The 23760-nt window shown below is 36.6% G+C and carries 16 protein-coding genes; 9 read left to right on the forward strand and 7 right to left on the reverse strand.

The window, feature by feature from the left end; translation table 11 throughout:
- The first annotated feature begins 229 nt into the window (after nucleotides 1-229).
- The 4 genes from sprA to NZ519_01470 all read left to right on the forward strand — a co-directional run bounded on the left by sprA (nucleotide 230) and on the right by NZ519_01470 (nucleotide 9704).
- A complete protein-coding gene (sprA, locus tag NZ519_01455) occupies nucleotides 230-7414 on the forward strand; it encodes a cell surface protein SprA (protein ID MCS7027405.1) in 7185 nt (2394 codons plus the stop codon).
- 36 nt (nucleotides 7415-7450) lie between these two features.
- Nucleotides 7451-7894 (forward strand): hypothetical protein, encoded by a 444-nt coding sequence (locus NZ519_01460; protein MCS7027406.1) that lies wholly within the window; start codon nucleotides 7451-7453, stop codon nucleotides 7892-7894.
- Between the two features lie 68 nt (nucleotides 7895-7962).
- Nucleotides 7963-8502 (forward strand): DUF1599 domain-containing protein, encoded by a 540-nt coding sequence (locus NZ519_01465; GenBank protein MCS7027407.1) that lies wholly within the window; start codon nucleotides 7963-7965, stop codon nucleotides 8500-8502.
- The gene (locus NZ519_01470) at nucleotides 8484-9704 is read left to right on the forward strand and encodes an anthranilate synthase component I family protein (protein MCS7027408.1); all 1221 of its coding nucleotides are present in this window, start codon (nucleotides 8484-8486) and stop codon (nucleotides 9702-9704) included. Before NZ519_01465 ends, NZ519_01470 begins: the two co-directional genes overlap by 19 nt.
- Nucleotides 9705-9903: 199 nt before the next feature.
- Here NZ519_01470 and NZ519_01475 read toward each other — a convergent pair whose 3' ends face one another.
- The 4 genes from NZ519_01475 to NZ519_01490 form a co-directional block, all read right to left on the reverse strand.
- A complete protein-coding gene (locus NZ519_01475) occupies nucleotides 9904-10563 on the reverse strand; it encodes a metallophosphatase domain-containing protein (protein ID MCS7027409.1) in 660 nt (219 codons plus the stop codon).
- A gap of 3 nt (nucleotides 10564-10566) precedes the next feature.
- Nucleotides 10567-11259, reverse strand: coding sequence for a hypothetical protein (locus NZ519_01480; GenBank protein MCS7027410.1), 693 nt, complete (start codon nucleotides 11257-11259; stop codon nucleotides 10567-10569).
- A 30-nt stretch (nucleotides 11260-11289) separates the two neighbouring features.
- Nucleotides 11290-12156 (reverse strand): Omp28 family outer membrane lipoprotein, encoded by an 867-nt coding sequence (locus NZ519_01485; GenBank protein ID MCS7027411.1) that lies wholly within the window; start codon nucleotides 12154-12156, stop codon nucleotides 11290-11292.
- Between the two features lie 64 nt (nucleotides 12157-12220).
- Nucleotides 12221-13138 carry an ion transporter gene (locus tag NZ519_01490; protein ID MCS7027412.1) on the reverse strand — a complete coding sequence of 306 codons (918 nt, stop codon included), beginning with the start codon at nucleotides 13136-13138 and terminating at the stop codon, nucleotides 12221-12223.
- A 181-nt stretch (nucleotides 13139-13319) separates the two neighbouring features.
- On the opposite strand from NZ519_01490, the gene NZ519_01495 reads away from it, so the two are divergent.
- The 3 genes from NZ519_01495 to mutL all read left to right on the forward strand — a co-directional run bounded on the left by NZ519_01495 (nucleotide 13320) and on the right by mutL (nucleotide 17830).
- On the forward strand, nucleotides 13320-15713 hold the full coding sequence (locus NZ519_01495) for a thiamine pyrophosphate-dependent enzyme (protein MCS7027413.1): 2394 nt from the start codon (nucleotides 13320-13322) through the stop codon (nucleotides 15711-15713).
- Nucleotides 15714-15752: 39 nt separating this feature from the next.
- Entirely contained in the window at nucleotides 15753-15890 is a 138-nt protein-coding gene (locus tag NZ519_01500; protein MCS7027414.1) for a hypothetical protein, read from the forward strand.
- 113 nt (nucleotides 15891-16003) lie between these two features.
- Nucleotides 16004-17830 carry a DNA mismatch repair endonuclease MutL gene (gene mutL, locus NZ519_01505; GenBank protein MCS7027415.1) on the forward strand — a complete coding sequence of 609 codons (1827 nt, stop codon included), beginning with the start codon at nucleotides 16004-16006 and terminating at the stop codon, nucleotides 17828-17830.
- 10 nt (nucleotides 17831-17840) lie between these two features.
- On the opposite strand, the gene NZ519_01510 is transcribed toward mutL, so the two are convergent.
- Nucleotides 17841-18308: a transcriptional repressor gene (locus NZ519_01510; GenBank protein ID MCS7027416.1), complete on the reverse strand. Its 468-nt coding sequence runs from the start codon at nucleotides 18306-18308 to the stop codon at nucleotides 17841-17843.
- Between the two features lie 46 nt (nucleotides 18309-18354).
- Between NZ519_01510 and NZ519_01515 the strand changes: the two genes are divergently transcribed.
- Both NZ519_01515 and NZ519_01520 read left to right on the forward strand, forming a co-directional pair.
- Nucleotides 18355-20319, forward strand: coding sequence for a tetratricopeptide repeat protein (locus NZ519_01515; GenBank protein MCS7027417.1), 1965 nt, complete (start codon nucleotides 18355-18357; stop codon nucleotides 20317-20319).
- The gene (locus NZ519_01520; GenBank protein ID MCS7027418.1) at nucleotides 20310-20978 is read left to right on the forward strand and encodes a response regulator transcription factor; all 669 of its coding nucleotides are present in this window, start codon (nucleotides 20310-20312) and stop codon (nucleotides 20976-20978) included. The genes NZ519_01515 and NZ519_01520 overlap by 10 nt, the downstream gene beginning before the upstream one ends.
- A gap of 20 nt (nucleotides 20979-20998) precedes the next feature.
- Here the strand turns inward: NZ519_01520 and NZ519_01525 are convergent, their stop codons facing one another.
- Together NZ519_01525 and NZ519_01530 are read right to left on the reverse strand one after the other, a co-directional pair.
- Nucleotides 20999-21700: a hypothetical protein gene (locus NZ519_01525; protein ID MCS7027419.1), complete on the reverse strand. Its 702-nt coding sequence runs from the start codon at nucleotides 21698-21700 to the stop codon at nucleotides 20999-21001.
- Nucleotides 21697-23739: a hypothetical protein gene (locus NZ519_01530; GenBank protein ID MCS7027420.1), complete on the reverse strand. Its 2043-nt coding sequence runs from the start codon at nucleotides 23737-23739 to the stop codon at nucleotides 21697-21699. Before NZ519_01530 ends, NZ519_01525 begins: the two co-directional genes overlap by 4 nt.
- Between the last annotated feature and the right edge of the window lie 21 nt (nucleotides 23740-23760).

Below are 23760 nucleotides of genomic sequence, written 5' to 3' on the forward strand. Positions count from 1 at the left end.
AAGCATGCCGTTAGGCAGTACGAAGCGCAGCGAAGTACCGAAGCGAAGCGCAGTGCGGAATGCCCCGACCCTTGCGTTAGCAAGGGGCACGCCCAAAAAAATCAAGCCATTTCTTAAATTTAACACGGCTAAATCAAGTACATAGGAGAACATACTCTTAATAACAGTAGCAGCTCATAATTTGAATAAATCAACTGTGTGTTGTATCTTTGAAGTTCGTTTTTGAGGTATGAAGCTTCCCGCCTGGTCTTTTCTATTCGCCTGCTTTGTGTTTTTAGGAATAGCTGCGCAGTATACTGTGGTTAAAGGGGAACGCAAGCATTACAAAATATTGAAAGATACAGGGGATAAACCTCGTTTTCCGCTCAATCCTGATGAAGGAGATGTATTCAATCCGAATAACAAAAAAAATGAGCATCTCAACTTTCCTCTACCTTCAAACATTACAACCGAATATGAACTTGATGAAGATTTGAGCGGCTTTACTATCAAACAAAGAATAGGCGATGAAAAATACCGCGAAGACTCCTATATCTCTTACGAAGAGTTCATGAAACGTAAACAACAAGAAGCTATCCGAAACTATTGGTACAATAAACGCACAAACAGCATCAATCAATTTTCAGGCGGGATTATCCCTCCGCTTTTTGTAGGCTCAAAGTTAGATAAAATTTTTGGGGGAAGCTTTGTAGATATTCGCCCATCAGGTACAATATTTCTTACCTTTGGAGGAAGGTACAACAACATTAAAAATCCCAACATTCCTGTACGCGCGCAAAGACAAGGTCAGTTTCTTTTTGACCAACAACTACAACTAAACATTATCGGTAAAATTGGCGAGAAACTCAAGCTTAGCGTCAGCTACGACACCAAAGCCACTTTTGATTTTGAACAACAGTTCAAAATAGAATATACAGGTTTCGAAGATGACATTATCAAAAAAATAGAAGCAGGAAATGTAAGTTTACCTCTTTCAGGTACATTGATTACAGGTGGGCAAAACTTATTCGGCATTAAAACCCAGCTACAATTTGGGCGATTAACGGTTACAGGTATCGCGTCCCAACAAAGAGGTAAACGGCAAGAAGCTACTGCCCAAGCAGGCGCACAATCTCAAACTTTTGAAAAAGGCTGCGACCAATACGAAGGTTTCAAACACTATTTTTTAGCCCACTTTTTTAGAGACATGTACAACACTGCCGTAAAACAAACTAACCAAATTCAATCTCCAATATTCATTACCCGTATAGAAGTATATGTAACCAGCATAGGTAACGTGCAAACTACAACCGTACCTCGAGATGGAATTGCTTTACTTGACTTAGGCGAACCTGACCCTGCTCATATCTACAACAAAGCCAAGGTCAGCCCTACTCTACCTCCAGGACTAACTGTACCCATCCCAGCTACCAACCATAACAATCTGTTAGTTGACCAAGCTTTTATTGATGCTATCCAAAACCCACAAAACGCACCTAACTTTTTACTCAATAATGGTTTTTCTACCTTAGAATTTGAGCAGCGTTTTTTTAGACAACTTCAACCTTCTGAATATACTCTAAATCCTCAATTAGGCTACATTTCTCTCAAAGCGCCTATCAACAACAATAATTTAGTACTTGCAGTAGCATACCAATATACTTACAACGGACAAACTTACCAAGTAGGTACATTTGCCCAAGATGTACCTGCATCAGCCACAGGCGGTGCTTCTAAAAATCTTATTCTTAAACTTTTACAATCCTCCCAAAATACTTATACCCGAATCCCTAGCTGGGACCTAATGATGAAAAATATTTACAGTATTGATGCTTTTAATATCAGTAAAGAAAATTTTCAACTTCAAATTGTATATCGTGATGGGGGAAGTGGTGAAGGTACGCGTACTCTACCCACAGGACCGAACAGCATCAAAACTACTCCACTTTTGCAACTACTTGGATTAGACCAATTTAATCAAGTCAATACTCCTGGGGCTGATGGACAGTTTGATTTTATCCAAGACGTAACTATCGATGCTATTTCAGGGCGAATTATCTTTCCATGCACTGAACCTTTTGGCGATTATTTAGCCCAAAAATTCAAGGAAGCGGCACAGAAAGGGGAAACAGGTGCAGGTGACTCGTCGCGGTATGTGTATAGAATGCTGTACGACTCTACGCTTACTGTAGCCCGAACGCAAGGGGCAAACTTTAACAAATTCTTTTTGCGCGGCAGCTATAGAAGTTCTACAAGTTCAGAAATATCCCTGAATGCTATTCAGGTGGTACAAGGCTCTGTACAGGTTAAAGCAGGAGGTACAGTACTGCAAGAAGGTGTAGATTACACAGTAGACTACATGCTTGGCAAAGTAAAAATTCTAAACCAAGCTATATTAGCATCAGGGCAGGAAATTAAAGTCAGCTATGAAACCAACTCTTTATTTGCTATTCAAAACCGAACTTTAGTTGGTACAAGATGGGAATATAAGATAGACAAAAACTTTATTATTGGTGCTACAGCCATTCAACAATCTGAAAGACCTATTACTAACCGAGTAAATATTGGCGATGAACCTATCAAAAATTTAATATGGGGAACTGACATTGCTTACCGAAGAGAGTCCCGATTTATGACTAAAATGATAGATAAATTGCCCCTTATCAGTACAAAAGAAATTTCTTCCTTAGATGTTTTTGGGGAATTTGCTCAACTTCGCCCAGGGCATCCTAATACTCGCGGGTTAGGTAAAAAAGGTATTTCTTACATTGATGATTTTGAAGGTTCAAGAACGCCCATAGAGCTTCTCATTCCTCCTACTCGATGGAAATTAGCAAGTATTCCTGCTACATTCTCTAACGCAAATTTGAACAATGATTTATCCATAGGCTATCAAAGAGCAAAGTTGTCTTGGTATAATATAGACGCTAGTGCTTTTTATAATGATACCCGTATAGCAGGTATTACTAACAATGACATTTCTCTCAATGAAGTAAGACCTATTTTTCCTAAAGAGGTATTTCCTAACCGAGATTTAGCTACAGGGCAAAATGCACCTTTACCTATTCTTACACTTCATTTTGACCCTACTCAACGCGGACCATATAACTACAATCCCAATGTAAATCCCGACGGCACACTTAAAAATCCTACTCAAAATTGGGCGGGAATTATGTATCCTATTATGACCAACACAGATTTTGAATTCTCTAACATTGAGTACATGGAATTTTGGTTAATGGATCCTTTTCAAGGTTTTGACCCTGCTAAATTTACTCAAAACGGCGGAGATTTGTACATTAACATTGGTAACATGACCGAAGATGTCCTAAAAGACGGACAAATTTCATACGAAAATGGATTACCGACTTCTCAAACTCAAAATTCCAATATTCCTATTACCACAGCTTGGGGCAAAGTAACTACCTTAAAGCCTGTTGTACGCGCATTCGATAACACTTCTGATGCAAGAGAAAAACAAGACGTAGGTTTAGATGGGCTAAGCGATGCCGAAGAGCGTACTTTTTTTCAAAGTTACCTAAATACCTTAGCAGCTAATTTTGGCACAAATTCAGGGGCTTATCAATCTGCTTTTAATGACCCTAGTTCAGATAATTTTGACCATTATTTGAGTTTAAGCGGAAATGATGTATTAGCTCGATATGCAAACTTTTCAGGATTAGAACGTAACTCCGCTGAACCCAGAGGTACTAATCCGAACTCTTCCACTACTGTACCCGATAGCGAAGATATGAACGAAAATAACACTCTTGACCAAAATGATGATTATTATGAATATCATATAAGCTTGAGAAAAGCAGACTTAAACGTAGGTTCTAATTACATTGTGGATAAAATTACTATTCCTGACCCAGTAAGCTCAAATACTCCAAATATGCCCAACGGCGCCCCTGTTAATGCTAATTGGTACTTGTTCCGTATTCCGTTGACTGATGAAAACCGCAAACAAATTGGAAATATTCAAGATTTTAAGTCTGTACGTTTCATTCGTATTTATCTCAAAGGATTTGAGAAGCAAGTTGTACTACGTTTTGCACGTTTGCAGTTAGTAGGTGGACAGTGGCGCAGGTATACTTTACCATTAGCTGCTCCAGGCGAACCTAAACCTGATGACAATTTTTCTTCTACTTTGTTTGAATTAGGTACAGTAAACATTGAAGAAAATGGCAGGCGAACTCCTGTAAATTATCTTATCCCACCTGACGCACTTAGAGAGCGCAACTTTTTAGCTCCTAACCAGAATCAACAAAATGAAACAGCTTTGAGCTTGCGCGTATGCGACCTTAAAGATGGCGACTCGCGTGGTGTATTTAGACAAGTAGTCAATGATTTAAGACAATATAAAAGAATTAGAATTTGGGTACACGCAGAGTCTCGTATCGGTCAGCCTGATATTCAGAAAGGCGATATACGTGCTTTTATTCGCATGGGCGTAGACTTAACTAACAACTACTATCAATACGCTATTGATGTAACTCCCACTCCTTTTGGATATTACACTAACCCCGCAGATGTGTGGCGAGATAGAATTGACTTCGCTATGGAAGACCTCAATCTTGCCAAAGCCATGCGAGATCAAACCGGTCATCCCAAAGATGTACCTTTTACTGCAAAAATTGGAAATGGTTATGTTACAGTAATCGGTACTCCTGATTTGAGTAATATCCGAAATATCATGCTGGGAATAGAAAATCCACGAATTCCAGGCGAAGATGGTAGCTCGAAATGCGCAGAAGTATGGTTCAATGAATTACAGGTAACAGAATTCAATGAAGCCCCTGGTTGGGCTGCAAACGCCCGCGCTAATCTTAAACTCGCTGATTTTGCTACTATAACAGGTACAACAGGCTATTCAGGTATCGGATTCGCAAGTGTAGAGAAAAAAATTAGCGAACGAAATTTTAATGAAACTATCCGATATGACGTTAATAGTAATGTCAATTTAGACAAACTGTTCCCTAAAAAATGGAACCTGTCCTTGCCCATGTTCGTCAGTCAAGGTGAAATGGTAGTTAATCCTAAATTCAATCCTCTCAATGCAGATGTACAGCTCAATACTATTCTTCAAGCTAGTCCCATAGAAAAAAGAGACTCTATTCGCAAAGCAGCACAAACCTATAATAAACGCAGAAGTATAGCTTTCACTCAAATTAAGAAAAATAGACCCGCTAACTCTACCAAAAAACCTCAACCTTGGGATATCAGCAATTGGACCGCTAACTATTCCTACACTGATCAATATGACCGAAATCCTTACTTGGAATTTCATACCAATAAACACTATCAAGGGGGATTGGTCTATGCATATTCTACTAATCCTAAATCTATTGAACCTTTCAAAAAATTAAAATCTAAAAAAACAGGTTCAGATAATCTTATTTCTGCCTTTAACTTCACTTATCTGCCTAAAAGCTTTACAGCAGGTACAACTATCAACCGAACTATAGATATTACCAAAAACCGAAAGTTAGACCCAAATACGGATATTCAACCTCAATTCAATAAAACCTTTACAATCACTCGGAACTATGCACTACAATATGACATTACAAAAAGTTTAACATTAAACTTCACAGCTACCAACACAGCTTTCGTTGATGAACCTACTGGCTATTTAGACAGTGATGAAAAACGAGATACGCTTCGTAAAAACCTCATGAAGTTAGGTAGAAATACAAACTACAACCATAACATTACATTGAACTACAAACTACCTTTTGATAAATTTAAGCCTCTTAATTTCATTTCTGCCAATTATACTCGTAACGCTAACTTTTCTTGGACTACTGCTCCAATAGGTAATGAAAAATTCGGTAATGTGATAAACAATAGTGTAAACCATCAAATTAACGGGCAAATTAGTTTAGTAAAACTTTACAATAAGTCTAAATTCTTGAAAGAGATTTTAAACCCTGCTCCTAAACCTAACAAACCTACTAATACAAACAATTTTTCAGGTAAAGACCCTAAAAATAATAATCAGATGAATACGAATAATGAAAAAGACAAAAAACCTGAACCCATTGAACTTTCTTGGGAAGAGGTAGGTAAGTATATCCTGCGCACTATTTTGAGCATTGAAAATATTGATGTAAGCTACAGCAAAAACCAATCTACAACTTTACCCGGTTATATTCCTCGTACAAGGTTTCTTGGCTATGATGCAGAATACAATGCACCTTTAACAGAATTTTTATTAGGTAGTCAAATAGACATGCGCCCTGCTGCTGTAAAAAATAACTGGTTAGTTAAAGAAACGAATGTAGTAGCAAGATATACTCAAAACACTACTGAAAATCTTAGCATAAGAACCTCTGTACAATTATTCAAGGGATTTAGAGTAAATATTTCAGGCACAAGAAACTACACTACCAACAACAGTGAACTATTTAGGTATGACACTGCTACATTTACTTTTCAAAGTTTTACTCCTACACAAAATGGAAACTTCAACATTAGCTATATTGCTCTAAGCTCTGCCTTTGAAGGGGACAAAATTAACTCTAAATTTTTCAAACAGTTTAGCCAAGATCGTTCTATTATTTCGCAGCGTTTAGGCAAGCAGAATGGGAATAGTTCAGGCGATTTAATTTATAATGAGTATGGTACATTTGCCAAAGAATACGATGAAAAAGCTCAAGATGTATTACTCTATGCATTTAGAAGTGCCTATGGTAACGAAAAAGCAGACCGACTTGCACTTACTCCTTTTCCTGCCATTCCTTTACCGAATTGGCAAGTCAATTATAATGGTCTGACTACTTTACCCTTTTTCAAAAAGCGTTTCAACAACATTGCCTTGACACATTCTTACCGATGTACTTATGGTATACCCAGCTTTACCAATAATCTGTATTACAAAGAAAATGATAAGGGCGCTACAGAAATTGAAGCTTCTACAGGTAATTTTTATAGCAAGTATGTTATCCAGCAGATAGCTATTGCTGAACAGTTTGCACCTTTGGTTGGCATAGATATGAATTGGAAAAATAACATAACTACAAAATTAGACTACAAGCAGGACAGAACGCTTTCTTTGAACCTGAATAGCTACCAACTCAATGAAACGCGTAATAGAGATATTACCTTCGGTTTCGGCTATCGCGTCAACGGAGCAAAAGCAAATATTAAACTTTTTGGTGGTAGTTTAGCCCTAAAAAATGACATAGACATACGCTTAGATATTACCTACCGCAACAGTAAAGTAAGGCAGCGCACATTAGACTCTGACCAAAGTACTTTACTATCAGGAAATAGAACTATAATTATCAAACCTTCTATTGACTACATGATTAACCAGCGCTTAACTATCCAAATATTCTATGACCGCACTATGCTCAAGCCATTTATATCCAACCAATTCCCTTCCAACGCTACAAACTTCGGAGTGAGAGTAAGATTTACACTAAGTTAATTCCAAATAGTCATGAGCTGTATTTATATTTGCATTATGAAACCTTCAATCCTTATAGCTGTGCTTTTAGGCATATATCTAAACATTTCAACAGTTTTTGCAGGTAGCATTGCTACAAATAATAAACCTATTGAGGACTTAACTAAAAAATTTGCTCTAGATAAGGTTGAGCAACAGAAAATTACTAAAATTTCTACGGCAGCTAAACCTATTGAGGTACTGTACAAAAAAGTGTTCAAAAAAACATTAGAAACAAGTGATTTTAGGGTTTTTAACCTCATTTCAGCAGGATTAGCATTCGCATCTTTATTCTTGTTTTGGATACCTATCTTTGGTATGCTAATCGCTGCGGGTGCGGTAGTTTTAGGCATTCTTGGACAAAAATATCGGCTTAGAGGTATAGGTCTTGCAGGGGCAATAGTAGGGGGTATTATGTTTTTTGTAGGAATCCTTTTCACTTTGCTAATTATTGGTTCATGATAAGGTGATTTTTTCACACAAATGAAATAAGTTAAAATTGCCCGAGTTCTTTGTTTAACTTTGCCCGCATGGACAAAACTTTACAGCAGTATCAAGAACAAGTCATCTACTGCAAAGACATTTTTATGAAAAAAGCACAAGACTACGGCAATGCTTGGCAGATACTGCGACTACCTTCTTTAACCGACCAAATATATATCAAACTACTGCGTATTAGAAACATTGAAGAGTTGGGCAATCAGAAAATTGGGGATAGTGTAACCTCTGAATACAGAGGAGTATTCAACTACTGTGTGATGGCTTTACTTAAAATTCATTATCCCGAAGCAGATTTTTCAAACCTTCAACTGCTCTCCGAAAAATACGATGAACAAGTACAAACTGCTATACAATTGATGCAAAACAAAAACCATGACTATGGCGAAGCTTGGCGATTGATGCGCATAAGCAGTATCACAGATTTATGTTTGATGAAAGTATTTAGGATTAAGTCTATTGAAAACCAAAAGGGAAAAACGATAATTTCAGAAGGAGTGGAAAGTAACTACATGGACATCATGAACTATGCCGTATTTGCTTTGATTCGTTTATGCGAATTGAAGAGCTAAAAGCCCGATGCTTATCTTTGGTACATCAAAGTGAGATAGGTATCTACTTTGACAGCCATTACGATACTCAAGACCGTTATGCGCTCTATGAATGTATTGTAGGTATAAATGCCCAAGAAATTTGTGAAATTTATGACACTTGGCAGCCTGCTTTTGAGTTTGTTCGCAAAAATTCTAATAAATGGATATTCTTTGCCTTTGCGTATGAAGCCTATGCCGAACCTTTATTTTTGCCTTACCAGCCTTATACTAAACCCACCGCAGTGTTATGGATACCGCAGTACTGGCTAACTCTTTCCAAGCAAGGTAAAGTAGAAAGTAACCAACCCGCTTATTTTGAACAACACTTAACAGACAAAAAAAACACTACGGATTACCCTAAAATTGACCTGCAACCCGTATGGACAAAAGAGCAGTACATTTCTCGTTTTTTTGCAGTCATTGAACATATTCGGCAGGGGAATGTGTATGAACTTAACTTATGTCAAGCTTTCAAAGCCAGAGTACATAATTTAGATACCTTAAATTTATACAAACGTCTTCAACAACCTGGGACTATGCCGTATAGTGTATATTGGAAATATCCCCCTTATACAGTGATTAGCACTTCGCCTGAACGGTTATTAGCGCAGCGGCAAAATACTCTTATTGCTCAACCTATGAAAGGTACGCAGCGAAAACAGCACTTGAATGACACACAAAGCCGATATTTACTTCAAAATTCCCTTAAAAATAGAGCAGAAAATGTTATGATAGTAGATTTGATGCGGAACGACTTAGCTAAAAGTTGCGTAACAGGCAGCATAACTACTGAAAATTTGTTTGAGGTTTTGGATTATGGCAATTTGTATCAGATGATTTCTACGATAAAAGGTAAGATTTCACCAGGTAAGCATTTTTTAGATGCCTTTTATCAAGTATTTCCGCCTGGATCTATGACAGGGGCACCTAAGAAAAGAAGCGTACAAATTATACATGAGTTAGAAAGTGTTCCAAGAGGATGGTTTTCTGGCAGTATAGGCTACATTAACCCATATCAGCAAGCGGATAGTAATGTTTTAATTCGCACGTTGTGTTATGATTCTGTTTCACAAGAGCTTTCTTTGCATACGGGAGGGGCTATTGTATATCATTCCCAAGCCGAGCAAGAATATCAAGAAACTTTGCTTAAAGCAGAGCGCATACGGCAGCTACTTTTTTGAACTGTACAAGTTTGTTCTAAAATTACGATAAGCCTGTTTTTACTTTACTTAAAGGACAATTTTAGGATTAAATTTTTATTTTTTTGGGCGTGCCCTTGTGGGCAAAAGCCCACAAGGTCGGCGTGCTACGGGCTACGTGCGGAATGCGCTGACCCTTACGTCAGCAAGGGACACGCCCAAAGGAAAAAATTAAAATCATTCAAACTATTTTTTGCTTACTGCTTTTATGAACTTGCAGGTCAATTACAGTAGGTAAATTAACTTGTTGATAACTTTGATTTAGGATTGAAGCATTGACAAATATGCAATCATTCTGTTGATAAACACCTTGCGCTTCATGTATATGTCCAAAAATATGCAACCGCAATTGAGGTAGTAAAATAACCATATCCATCAAATCCTGACAGCCTACACTATGCCCTCTATAGGTCTGGTCTAAAATACTTTTAGGAGGACCATGAGTAACTAAAATATTTGTATGCAAAGGTATTTTTTGCCAATGATAAAGAATTTCCTTTCCTCTGTTTTTGCAAAAAGCCCAATTCAAAAACTTGGGCGTGTAAGGCGATCCCCAAATATAGAAGTTTTCAATTTGAGCACCGCTGTCCTCTAAATAAAGAACATTGCTGGGAATTAGAGGTAACACTTTTTCTTTCTCTTTTTCAAAACATTTATCATGGTTTCCTGCGATAAAAATTTTGTATTTATGCGGTAAGTGAGCGTACCAATCTAAAAACACTTTTACCTCTGAGAGCGTACCTCTGCGTGTGATGTCTCCTGCATGTACAACAATGTCTCCGTCAGGAATGGAAATGCTTTCATGCTGCCCGTGAGTGTCTGAAAGACATACTATTCGCACAGCTTATTTTTTCTTAGGTTTTACAATTTTTTTGACAACAACAGTTTTTTCAGTGGTAGAAGCTGTGGACAAACTTTGGTTTATATTTGGTTTAGTTTGTTTGTTCGTAGTAGGACTTTGTTTGGAATTTTGTTGAGTTTGCTTTTCGGTCTGCTTATCCTTTTTAGGCTTAGGTTTGAGTTTGTCTTTGTTTGCTTCGGCATACGATTTAGATTTTTTACCTATACCGAGTTTTGTACTTATCTTGTGCCAATTCGCTTGTACTTTTTCTGTAATTTCAACAGCTTTGGCAATATTTAAGTGAACCCAGTAGTGTTTTTTGTTTTTGAGCATGCCTGCGTCTACCATCATAATTAAACCTTTTTCTACCAGTTTATCAAACGCTCTTTGTATTGGCTTATATCCTACACAAAACGCATATTGGTAGTACTGATAGTTTGTAAGCATGGGCATGTCCCTGTATTCCCATGTCCCATCAGTGTTTTGGACAGGCATGTACCAAAGAATAATTCTATGCAAAAGATGACTAGCTAATACATGTGCATAATCAGGCTGCGCGCTATGTTTTTCTTCACCGCGTAAAAAGACATACCAGCGGTTAGGAATAGAACGTATATCTATTTTGGCTAGTTTTTGAAATGGTTCAGGTAGTTCTTCAAAAGATTTAGCGGTTTTGAGGTTATCTTCTGTTGTCATTGGTAAAGTTCATTTGCAAGTATAGTTTTTTCATTTAACTTTTTTCTCCTCAACTTGAATAACTTCTTTTTCTGTTACACTGCTGCCTGCTTTGTTAATAAAAGCAACTATGTAGCACTGCTCGGGTTTCCATGCGCTATTGAGAGTGTAAGTGTAATTTTTAGTAAAAGTTGTTCCTGCGTTAGCAACTCCTCCTGTGGTTATGAGGTCGCCCCAAGTGCTATTTACTGCACCTCTAAGTACATGTCTATGTACATAGTTAGGTATATTTTCGGGAGTTTGGCTATAATCTTTTTGCATACTGATGCAACTATCTTCGGTAATATAGACAGCTAACTTGTAGTCGCCCATTAAAGTTTTAAGAAATTTTCCTTCTACTTTAATATCCAATTGGCGAGTAGCATTGTTGTACTGATGAGTTATTTTAAGAGAAGCATCAGGTGGCATGTTGATAATAGATGCAATTTTAGAACCCCAGTCATCTTTATCTAAAGCAGGATGTACATTGTCAAATGCTTTTCTATTGACAAATCCCTTAGGTAATCCCAAAGCATCAAAAGGACCAAAAGTTGCGTCTATTTCCTGTCCAACAGGAGTGCGATAGTCTGTTACATAACCGTTTCCTATATCCAACTTTGCAAAAGAACTCAAATGTACTCCCATTACTACTAACTTTTTACCGTACGTTTGGGCAAGATTCTGACTAATTTCATGGGCACGTGGGCAATTCCCACACTTGTGTCCCGTAAAATCTTCTAATAACACTTTTCTTACAGTTGCTGTGTCTGTACTTCCACCATTAGAAACATTTTCCTTGTAGGGTTTTTCTACAATGTCGCAGCCTGTAAGTACAAGAATAAATCCTAAAACTGTAATAAACCATATTCGCCCATTCATACATACAAAGATACAAAAATTTAACTTCAAAAACGAACTATTTGATTTTTATCAGAGAAGCATGTTATTGATTATCTTTTTGTAATTCTTCACGAAGTTTTTTTACTTCTGCTTTAAGAGATTGTATTTCTTGGCGAAGCAGTCTTTGAGTTTCTATAATGTACTTTTCCAATACTTCCTCTTCTTTTTTGTTCTCTTCTTCTATTTTTTCTTGTACCCGAGAGGTTAGTATAGCCACAAACACATTAAAACTTATAATCGCAGTTAAAAGAATAAAGCTAACAAAGTAACCTCTTATAAACCAGGTAGGATACTGATAATTTTGATTGGTAGATTGATGCATAATTTCAGTCCAACTATCCAAAGTCATGCATTGAAATAAAGTAAGAGTAGCTGTATGCAGATTCGAAAAATCCGCATTTTCATATTTATGCTGCTGAAACATAGAAACTCCAATAACAGCATAAATAATAATTAAAGCAGCCAACAAAGCCCCAAATGAGAATATAGTTGGGACAATTCCAATAATTTTCATTTCTACTTTTTTCATTTCTCCGTGCACTTCTAAAATTCTCAAAATCCGAAATGTTCTAAATAAGCGCACTACTGCAAGTGTTTCAGGATGTTCAAATAGTTCTACTATAAAAACACTTATAATGCTTGTAAGTACAATAATCGTATCTAACCAATTCCATATTCCCTCTTCAATAAATTTTGTTTCCTTTTTATTCTTTTTAGGCACTTGATGATATTCATAAATTTTGTAGAATTTGGTAACCGAACCACAGGCTATAAAGCGAATAATAAGCTCAACAAGAAAATACAGCGTATAGACCCAATCTAAAAACAAAAATATTTGTAAATATCTTTGTCCAATAGGATAAGTTTGTACACAAAGCAAAATAGCACAAGAAATAATCACAATCATCGTAGTGATATGAAAAGCACGAGAATGCGCAATTTTTTCTACTATTAAAATCATACATGTATAATTTTTGAGCAAAGTTAAGTAAAATTCAAGGAGTAGGTAAATTAATTTTTCAAACTATTGCTTTTGAAGCATAATTGGTTTTACCATCAACATTAAAAAATAAAGAGTTGTAAATCAATTTATTACAAAAAATCACATTTGAATTTGTGGTATTTTTTCTATATTGCTTTGCATGACACAACAAAGTATAAGCGCTGATATAGTTTATTCTAAAGTTGAAGTACTTCGGGACTATCAAATTGCACATCAAAGTCGCTTAGCAAGTTTATTGGGTAGGCGGGAAGTATTAACAGGCAAAGCTAAGTTCGGCATATTTGGCGATGGTAAGGAATTACCCCAAATTGCTATGGCAAAAGTATTTCAAAATGGAGATTTTAGGTCAGGCTACTACCGTGACCAAACTTTTATGATGGCCGCAGGTTTACTAACCTTAGAACAATTTTTTGCCCAGCTCTATGCGCACACTTCAGTAGAAGCAGAACCCGCATCAGCAGGGCGAATGATGAACGGACATTTTGCTACACGGCTACTAGATGAATTTGGAAATTGGAAAAACCTTACACAAGGCAAACAATCTTCCGCAGATGTATCTCCTACAGGTAGTCAAATGCCAAGACTAGTGGGCTTAGCGTATGCTTCAAAATTATACCGAGAACTACCTTCCCTCAAACACCTAACTCAATTCTCTATTAATGGAAATGAAGTTGCTTTCGGTACAATAGGAAATGCAAGCACTGCCGAAGGAATGTTCTTCGAAGCTATCAATGCCGCAGGCGTACTCAAAATCCCTATGGTTATCTCTATTTGGGACGATGAATATGGAATTTCCGTACACGCTAAACATCAAACAACTAAACAAAATATTTCTGAAATTCTTAGCGGCTTTGCTCTAAATGAAAACGATGAAGGTTTCTTAATCTATACTGTAGAAGGCTGGAACTATCCTTTACTTTGCCAAGCTTACCAAGAAGGAGTAGCGATTACCAGAGAAAAGCACATCCCTGCTATTTATCATATCACGCAACTTACGCAGCCCCAAGGACATTCTACCTCAGGTAGTCATGAGCGATACAAGAGTAAAGAACGATTAGCTTGGGAGCAAGAATATGACTGCCTTAAAAAGTTCAAAGAATGGATTATAGAGCAAGGTATAAGCACAGAAACCGAGCTTGCACAGCTAGAAAAAGAAGACGAAGAAATTGTCAAAGAAGCTAAGCAAAAAGCCTGGGAAGCGTATCAAAAAGATATAAAAAGAGATGTGTTTTTATGCACTGAAGTTTTAGATAAAGTCATTCCACAAAGCGAATATGCCCAAGAACTCACTCAAATAAAAAATGAACTTAATCGCATCAAAGAACCTATTCGCAAAGATGTAATGACAGCTTTACACAAAGCTATTCGCATCACAAAAGGTAAGTATAGGTCTTTTGTTGAGCTTAGACAACAGTTTTTGAATGAAAACTTTGAACGTTACAGTAGCCATTTATATAGTCAAAGCCGTTACAGTGCGTTGAATGTCAAGGAAGTTAAGCCCATTTACTCTGATAAAAGTCCATTAGTAGATGGAAGACAAGTACTACAAGCCTGCTTTGATGCTGCGCTAAGTAAATACCCCGAGCTTATTGCCTTCGGAGAGGATGTAGGTACTATTGGCGATGTGAATAAAGCATTTGAAGGGCTACAACAAAAGTACGGCGAACTAAGAGTAAGTGATACAGGAATTCGCGAATGCACAATAATAGGGCAAGCCATTGGAGCAGCTATGCGTGGACTTAGACCTATTGCAGAGATTCAGTATTTAGACTACTTGCTGTATGCTATTCAAATTATGTCTGATGATTTAGCCACTGTACAATACCGTACTAAGGGCGGGCAAAAAGCACCTGTCATCGTACGCACTCGCGGACACAGATTAGAAGGCATTTGGCATGCAGGTTCACCTATGGGCATGATTATTCACGCCGTAAGGGGAATGTATGTGCTTGTACCTCGTAACATGACCCAAGCCGCAGGTTTCTACAATACTATGCTTCAATCCGATGATACAGCTTTGATTGTAGAAGTATTAAACGGCTATCGGCTAAAAGAGCGAATTCCCGATAACATAGGCGAATTTACTGTTCCCTTAGGCGTACCTGAAATTTTACGCCAAGGTACAGATGTTACTTTGGTAACCTACGGAGCTTGCTGCCGAATTGCTATGGAAGCCGCTCAAATGCTCGATGAAATGGGAATATCCGTAGAAGTGATAGATGTACAAACCCTCTTACCTTTTGACATTCATCACAACATAGTGCGCTCTTTGCAAAAAACAAACAAAATTGTATTTTTAGACGAAGACGTACCTGGGGGCGCTACTTCGTATATGATGCAGCAAGTATTAGAAGTGCAGGATGGTTATCGTTGGTTAGATGCTAAGCCTATTACTATAACTGCCAAAGCGCACCGCCCTGCTTATGGTTCAGACGGCGATTATTTTTCCAAACCCAACGCCGAAGAAATTTTTGATGCTATATACAACCTCATGCATGAATATAATCCTCAACGTTATCCCAAAATAGGATGAAAAAATTAAGATTTTTTTGATTTTATGGATTTTCTTTTTTTGGGCGTGCCCTTGTGGGCATTTCGCTGGCGCTCATGCCCACAAGGTCGGCGTGCTACGGGCTACGCTATCGCTTCGGTGCTTCGCTTCGCTACGCACTGGGCTAACGCCCACCCTTCGCATGCCTCACGCAAATAACTTAATAAAAATGTTCAGCACAAAAATTTAGCAACATCCACAAACCCAAACTCAAAAATTCTTTACTTCAAAAACTAACTTTTGCTCAAAAACCCTTATCTTTGCATCTACAAGTGGACAGTATCATCAAGCTTCTTTCTGATGACCTAATTAACCAAATTGCAGCAGGTGAGGTAGTTCAGAGACCCGCATCCGTAGTAAAAGAACTGTTAGAAAATAGCATAGATGCAGGGGCTACACAGATAAAAATTGTCGTTTTAGATGCAGGACGCACGCTTATCCAAGTCATAGATGATGGCTCAGGCATGAGTCCCATTGACGCCACACTTTGTTTTGAACGCCATGCTACTTCAAAAATACGCACTGTAGAAGATCTATTCAGACTACATACAATGGGCTTCAGAGGAGAAGCCTTAGCCTCTATTGCCGCAGTTGCCCAAGTAGAGTTAAAAACAAAACGCCCCAACGATGAAATGGGAACACAAGTAATCATCCATGCTTCTAAAATCCTAAAAAATGAACCTATTTCCTGTCCAAATGGAACTTCTATCTCGGTAAAAAATCTATTTTACAACATTCCTGCACGCCGAAATTTCCTAAAAAGCGATACCGTAGAATTTAGACACATTTTAGAAGAAGCCTACCGCCAAGCTTTATCTCACCCTGATATTGCTTTTGCACTGTATCATAACCACCAAGAAATTTTTAACCTACCTCGCAGCAATTTACTACAACGCATCGCAAATTTATTCGGCAAAAATTACAGCGCTTATTTAATTCCCGTAGAAGAAGAAAGCATCGGAATTGCACTTAAAGGCTATATCGGCAAACCTGATTTTGCTAAAAAAACACGTGGAGAACAATTCTTTTTTGTCAATAAGCGTTATATCAAAGACATTTACCTTAACCATGCGGTTATCAGTGCTTATGAAGAAATGTTACCCAAGGGAAGTTTTCCTTTTTACTGCCTATTCATTACTATTGACCCTAAGCATGTAGATGTCAATATCCACCCCACTAAAACAGAGGTAAAATTTGATGATGACAAAATGGTCTACGCCCTCATGCGTTCGGCTGTAAAAAACGCACTTAACACCCATAACCTTCAACCCGAAATGGATTTTACTTCACCTTCAATCCCTACCCAAAATACTTCTTCCCTCTCTTCACAACAAGATAAACCCTCATCTAATCAAAATTTGAACGTGCACAAAACTTATCTCAATCCTGTTGAAAAACAGAATATCAAAAACTTTCAAAAGCTCTTTCAGCCTTTTTCATTGAAAAATGAACTTTCATCATCCGACATTCTTTCCACAGTTGCTACCACAGAGCAGTTTATATCCCAAGTTACAAAATATCAACAATCTCAAAACCAACAACATTATTGGCAACTGCACAAAAAATATATCTTTGCTCAAACTCCTGATGGAGTTATGCTCATAGATCAGCATGCCGCCCATGAACGCATCTTATATGAAACTTTCTACAAAAGCTTGACAGAACAAAAAGGTAAAATTCAATCACTTTTATTTCCAATACCTGTTTTGCTCTCTCATGTAGATTTAGCTTGGATACAAGACATGCAGCCCGAGCTTCGTCTACTAGGTTTTGATATTGAACTACAACCCGATAGAGTCTTAATAAAAGGTGTACCTGCTGATTTACCCCCTGGCAAAGAACATACTGCGCTTCAAGAACTGATAGAACAGTTTAGAATGTATGAACAAGAACTTCATTTAGAAAAACGAGATAACTTAGCCAAATCTTTGGCATGCAGAGCAGCCATTAAAACAGGTGAAGAGCTTAATTTTACCCAAATGCAAAGCCTTGTGGACCAGCTTTTTCAGTGTCAGCAGCCTTATGCTTGTCCGCACGGCAGACCTACCTTAATTACACTTACCGTAGAAAAATTAGACAAGCTTTTTGGAAGGACTTAAAAACCTACCTTTATTGATTTTGCTTAGGTCTATGTTCGCACTTTTCTTTAGTACATTGAGCGTATAGGTTCAAAGAGTGGTGGCTAACTTTGAAGCCCATCATTTCCTCCACCATATTTTGCGTTTCTTGGATACGTGGATCGCAAAATTCAAACACTTTGTTACAATCTGTACAAATAATGTGGTCATGCTGCTTAAAGCCATAAGAACGTTCAAATTTAGCTTGGGCATTCCCAAACTGGTGCTTAGTTACCAAATTACAAGCTAACAAGAGCTCCAAAGTATTATAAACAGTAGCTCGGCTTACTCTAAACTTTTGGTTACGCATTTTAATGTATAATTCTTCGGCATCAAAATGCCCATCATAATTGTATATGGTTTCTAAAATACTATATCGTTCGGGCGTTTTTCTATGCGCATTCTGCTCTAAGTATGCTGTAAAAATTTTTTTTACCTCTTCAAAGTTGTTTTTTTTCATGTTAGACAAAGTTATATCTTTAACTTGATTTATCCAAATAAACTCTATGTACAGTCATAAAGTTACATTTGCTCTTGCAATTTTTTGGTCTTTGTGCACCGTAGCTCAAAAAAATTTATACGATAGCCTTAACGCACTTAAAGAATATGCTTACGTAGAACCACATAAAACAAAAAAGATAGCAGAGTGGCTTTGGCAAACTGCTCAAAAAAATAACGATATATCACTTCAACAAGCTATTTTATTTCATTTAGCAAGTCATTACTATTTTACTGCACAGTATCCCAAATCTGATTCTCTTTACAAGCGAATTATTGAACTAGCAAATAAAAATCCAAAGGATACTTTGAAAAACTTATGTAAAGTTCGCAGAACCTATATACTTCAAATGTTAGACAAATGGGATAGTGCTTATACGTTGTTGCATAAGCTTACTCCAGAAATTGAGCGGCAAAAAGATACCGCTGCTTGGATTTCTGCCCTGAATAGTTTAGGACTTCAACACGAGCATCAATACCTACAAGATAGCGCATTGTACTACTACCGAAAAGCCCTTAAACTAGCCGAAAGAATAAATGATGAATATCAATATGCCTATCTGCTGAATAATATTGGCTTGTTAAAATATCAGGGAAGTCATTATCTTCAAGCTCAACAAGACTTTAAAGAAAGTTATCAAAAAGCAGTTAAAATAAAAAATGTGCGCTTACAAACTCACACTCTCAATAATTTGAGCATAACCTACATTGCACAAAGAAAGTTAGATTCTGCCATTGAGTATCTTAATAAGCTTGTAAGAATTGCAAACAAATACAATTATATCCGAGAATTAGGAATTGCTTACTACAATTTAGCCCAGTGCTATCAACAAAAAAAAGAATTTGATTTTGCCCTAGCTTACTTTGACTCCTCCTCTTCAGCAATCAAATTGCTGCCTGACAAGATATACAGCATTCGCCCGTATAATGGTTATGCAAGTGTATACCAAGAAATGGGCAAATACAAAGAAGCAATATCCTATGCTCAAAAGGCACTTTCTTTGTGTGAAAATACAATTTATATTGAAGACATTATTTTAGCTCACCGAACTCTATTTTTATGCTATGAATCCTTGAAGGATTATGCAAAAGCCCTATATCACCATAAAGAGTTCAAAAAATACAGTGATAGTCTGAACGCACTCAATCGCCAAAAAATGATAGCCGAATATCAAGCACAATATCAAGTAGAGAAAAAAGAAAAAGAGATACAAAAATTAGAAAAGGAAAGGCAAAAGCAGCGCTTTAAGCATCAAATTGCATTACTTTTTACATCCTTTTTAGCTATCTCTGGCATAGGAGCAGTCTATCTATACTACTCTCGCCAAAAACGAAAAGCACGTGAAAAATACGCTCAACAGCTTACTTTGAGTATAGAAGAAGAGCGCAGCCGAATTGCCCGTGAATTACATGACGAAGTAGGACAAACCCTTTCGGCTATAAAAAATAAAATTCATATCCATAAAAAAGAGTTACCACCTTTTATACAAGAAACCGAAAAGCAACTTTCTGATACTATTGAACAGGTACGCACAATAGCTCAAACTTTATACCCTCCTTACCTTCGTAAAGTTAGTTTTGAAAAAGCTATTGAAACCTTAATGCAAAAAGTAAAAGATAGCACACGATTATACTATACAGTAGAAATTCCTTCTGACCTTAATTTAGACCATTTACTATCTCAAGAATCTAAATTGCATTTATATAGAATCATCCAAGAGTGCGTCAATAATACGATTAAACATGCGGATGCTACGGCTATAAAAATTTCATTTGAAAAGAAGCATAACAAACTTTATTTTATCTACCAAGATAATGGCAAGGGGATAGTATCAAAAACTCAACTCAACGGTATGGGCATGTTAAGCATTCAAGAACGCGTACGGATACTTAAAGGAACTGTCGACTTGAAAAATACAGATAAAGGTATTAAATTGCATTTTACCTTTGATATAAATGACCTATGTCCATAACTACTATTCTGATAGCCGATGACCATCCCATTTTCAGAAAAGGATTAGTGGATATTTTACAAACCTCTATACCAGGATGCAGGATATATGAAGCCGCAAATGGAAAACAAGCTATTGAGATATTACTTCAAAACAAAATTGATATAGCTATATTAGATATAGACATGCCACAGGTAGATGGATTTGGAGTATGTAAGTCTATAAAAGAAAACTATCTGCCTACCAAAGTAATTTTTTTAACAATGTACAAAGAGTCCACTATATTTCATACTGCTATGGAATTAGGCGCGAGTGGATTCTTACTCAAAGACAATACCGCAGAAGAAATTATAGACTGTTTATTCAAAGTGCAACGAGGGTATCGCTACATCAGCCAATATCTAGGAGATTACACCAATCAATACCAAGAATATACCCAAAAGAAACGAAAAATAAAGTCTTTAATTGATGAGCTAACTCAAACAGAACGTAGAACTTTAAAATTAGTCAGTGAGAATTATTCTACCAAAGAAATAGCAGATATTCTTTTTGTTACGCCTAAGAGTGTAGAAAATTATCGTTCGCGTATATGTAAAAAGTTGGGTTTAGAGCTGGGAAATAACGCCCTTGTAAAGTGGGCTTTAGAAAACAAAGAGTTACTGCGCCAAATAGAATGGTAAAATCTAACTTTTATTTTTATTTAGTCTGTTTTACTTCCTTTTTCAAGAAGTTCATTGTAACTTACATAAGGAATAATATATATGACAATTTTTTGGTCTTCGGGATACCGATCATAAGTACTTTTCCGCCCCCAACCTCTATCGTCTGTACCACTACCTACTATCTGAAATTTGCAGATATTTTTCTGATTATACGAATGTATTTTTTTTAGTAGAAGTGGATCATCTCTCCATAAGTTGTATACTGCCAAGGCTCTCTCAAAACTCAACTCGTCGTTTTTAGCATAGTTATCTGCTGAAGCCATGCCTTCAATAATGAGCATGTATTGTATATTTTTATTTTCTTGATTAAGTTTTTGTATGGTATCTAATAGCTTTGCACCTACACGCAGCAAATATGTTCTGTCATCATCATCATCTATTCTAGCACTAAGTTCTCGGAATTTTATTTGTCTTTTAAGTTCAAATCGTTTATACTTGAGATTATATTCAAAATCAGGGTCTTTTTCAAATTTTTGAATGTTGTTTTCGACTTCTATCAATTTCTTTAAAATTTTTGCAGTGTCTTGCGCTCTTGCTTTTTGCTTCTCTAATTCTGTTTGTTTTTTTTGTGAAGCTAAGTAAAAGATTACAAATAAGACTAATGAAATAAAGAAAAGGCTGGTCATTAAATCGGAGTAGCCCAACCAAAACGTGTGTTGGCGACTATCTACTTTTTTCATACTACTTTGTAATATATCTCAATAGGTTTGCTAATATACCAGTCACCTTCCTTTTTATGTACTTGTCCAGGTTCAGTGCGTTCTATGGTACAAATACCATTAGTAGTGTAATTGTGCTTTACGCAAATAAAATCATGTAAAATTTTGTCTTGGTGAAAGAGAATAGCACCCGCATTTGACATAGGAATGTCAATAGTACCTTCGTTCGGGTTTTGAGTATTGACTTGAATAACAAAACAGCTTTCGGGTCTTAGGGTAGTTTCAAAAACATTGTGAATGCACTGCTTTTGCGGGTTAATACTACTGACAGGGATAAATAGCTTTACAAATTCTGGTGATTTATCTTGGCTATTTTGGTTTTTAACAGGTTTGGAGGGAGGAGGAGGGGGAGTTTTAATTTGTTCTTTTTTGTACTTTGCTAATTCATTTATTTTATCTTGTAAAGTTTGTTTTTGTTGTTCATACAAATTTGAATATTTATCATTGATTTCTTTTAGCTTGCTTTTAGGTAAGGGTAAAAGTCTGCGTGATTTTTCTATTTGCAAGGCTACCGACCAAGATAATAGTATTTTAAGCTGCTCTAATACCTCTTTTTCTATTATACTTTGTTGCGTGAGCAATTCTTGCAAACTACTCATATGTTCTAAATAACGCAAGTTTTGCAGGTGCGTTCCTTCTTTTTGCAGCTTTTGCATCATTTCTTTTTCTTGTGCTTCAATTGTGGACAAACGCTCTTGTATGTATGTAGATAAATTGCCAAACGCATGAGACACTTGCTCCTGAAACTCAGGAATAATGCTACTGAACTTGTTGAATGAGTCAATTAACTTTACCTTGACTTCTTCTAAATTTTTTGCATATATTCTTTCAAAATCTTTTAAGGTATCTACAAGGGTTTTTTGGGTTTCTTGAAGGGCAATTTTTTGATTATCTGAAATTTTTTGAATTTCACTAAATTGCTTATCTAAAAATGTTAGAATATTTTTGCTCAATTCCAAACGTTCATCTAATTTTTTGGCTAGGTCTGTAAGTTTATTAGTTTGTATAATTCCTTCCTCTAGGGCATTCACGATAGAAGTAGTTTTTTGCAAAATTGAGTTAGTACTATCTATGTACTGTGCAAATTGGTCAAATTTTTCAAGTGCCACAGTAAGTTTTGCCATGATTTTAAGGTTAGCATCAGTAATATTGTGAATTCTTGCATTATCTATGGCTTTAATCAATTCAGATTGTTTTTCTATCACGGTATAATTCCTGTCTATGAGATTTGCCATTCTTTCTGTACTTTCTTTGAAGGCTTTTATACTACTTTCGGATGCATTGAAAAAAGATTTAGTGTTCTGTTCAAATTGATGATTGAACTGTAATAAGCTGCGTTGGAGTTGTAAAAAAGTATCCGTCATTCCTTGATTGACAACAGGTAAAAGTTCTATTTGTAGGAGTGTAATAAGTGCATTTTTGTTTTGGTCTTGTTTATGTATGGACTTGCGTAATTTTAAGTAACTCATCACTGTGGTCATAATTAAACCAACAGCACTTACAGACATAGCAATGGCAACACTGGGAACAAAAGTCTGCATAATGTTTTCTGATGCTTTGGTATTCATAGCAAATAAGCCGAACACCACGCCTGCCATAGTACCAAACAATCCTAAATACAGTGGCGCATAAATCAAGCTTTGGGCTTTCTCTTGTAGATGCTCTAACTTTCGCTGAATTAAGCCATGTATAACATTAAAATCTGCAATAACCCCATGATTGCGGAGTAAGTAAGTGTTTATATCCTGTACAATTTCAATATAATCATCAGAGTACTGCTTACCATCTTCATCTTTGGGTAAATAAATCAAGGAGACTTGTACCGTTTGAGCTTGATTTTGAGAGGTAGCAAAGCTATCATGTTGCTCAATGTTTTTGACAATCTCAGGAATTTGCTCATGGGTAAGTTCAGAAGCTAATAGAGTGTAAGTCTTAATTTGTATCCTATCTCGTGAGGGTAAAAAAGAGTCAAATAATTCGATGTCGCTCAACGCATGCATTAGAGCAACAACTTGAAGTAT

Source organism: Bacteroidia bacterium (genome assembly GCA_025056095.1).
In the GTDB taxonomy this organism is placed as follows: domain Bacteria; phylum Bacteroidota; class Bacteroidia; order JANWVE01; family JANWVE01; genus JANWVE01.

What these genes read in the sequence shown, in the direction of transcription:
- NZ519_01525 (MCS7027419.1), bottom strand. Translation starts at nt 21,700, where the DNA reads ATGAAAAAAGTAGATAGTCGCCAACACACGTTTTGGTTGGGCTACTCC.
- NZ519_01480 (MCS7027410.1), bottom strand. Translation starts at nt 11,259, where the DNA reads ATGACAACAGAAGATAACCTCAAAACCGCTAAATCTTTTGAAGAACTA.
- NZ519_01460 (MCS7027406.1), top strand. Translation starts at nt 7,451, where the DNA reads ATGAAACCTTCAATCCTTATAGCTGTGCTTTTAGGCATATATCTAAAC.
- NZ519_01520 (MCS7027418.1), top strand. Translation starts at nt 20,310, where the DNA reads ATGTCCATAACTACTATTCTGATAGCCGATGACCATCCCATTTTCAGA.
- sprA (MCS7027405.1), top strand. Translation starts at nt 230, where the DNA reads ATGAAGCTTCCCGCCTGGTCTTTTCTATTCGCCTGCTTTGTGTTTTTA.
- NZ519_01530 (MCS7027420.1), bottom strand. Translation starts at nt 23,739, where the DNA reads ATGCATGCGTTGAGCGACATCGAATTATTTGACTCTTTTTTACCCTCA.
- NZ519_01490 (MCS7027412.1), bottom strand. Translation starts at nt 13,138, where the DNA reads ATGATTTTAATAGTAGAAAAAATTGCGCATTCTCGTGCTTTTCATATC.
- NZ519_01515 (MCS7027417.1), top strand. Translation starts at nt 18,355, where the DNA reads ATGTACAGTCATAAAGTTACATTTGCTCTTGCAATTTTTTGGTCTTTG.
- NZ519_01485 (MCS7027411.1), bottom strand. Translation starts at nt 12,156, where the DNA reads ATGAATGGGCGAATATGGTTTATTACAGTTTTAGGATTTATTCTTGTA.
- NZ519_01470 (MCS7027408.1), top strand. Translation starts at nt 8,484, where the DNA reads ATGCGAATTGAAGAGCTAAAAGCCCGATGCTTATCTTTGGTACATCAA.
- NZ519_01495 (MCS7027413.1), top strand. Translation starts at nt 13,320, where the DNA reads ATGACACAACAAAGTATAAGCGCTGATATAGTTTATTCTAAAGTTGAA.
- NZ519_01510 (MCS7027416.1), bottom strand. Translation starts at nt 18,308, where the DNA reads ATGAAAAAAAACAACTTTGAAGAGGTAAAAAAAATTTTTACAGCATAC.
- NZ519_01465 (MCS7027407.1), top strand. Translation starts at nt 7,963, where the DNA reads ATGGACAAAACTTTACAGCAGTATCAAGAACAAGTCATCTACTGCAAA.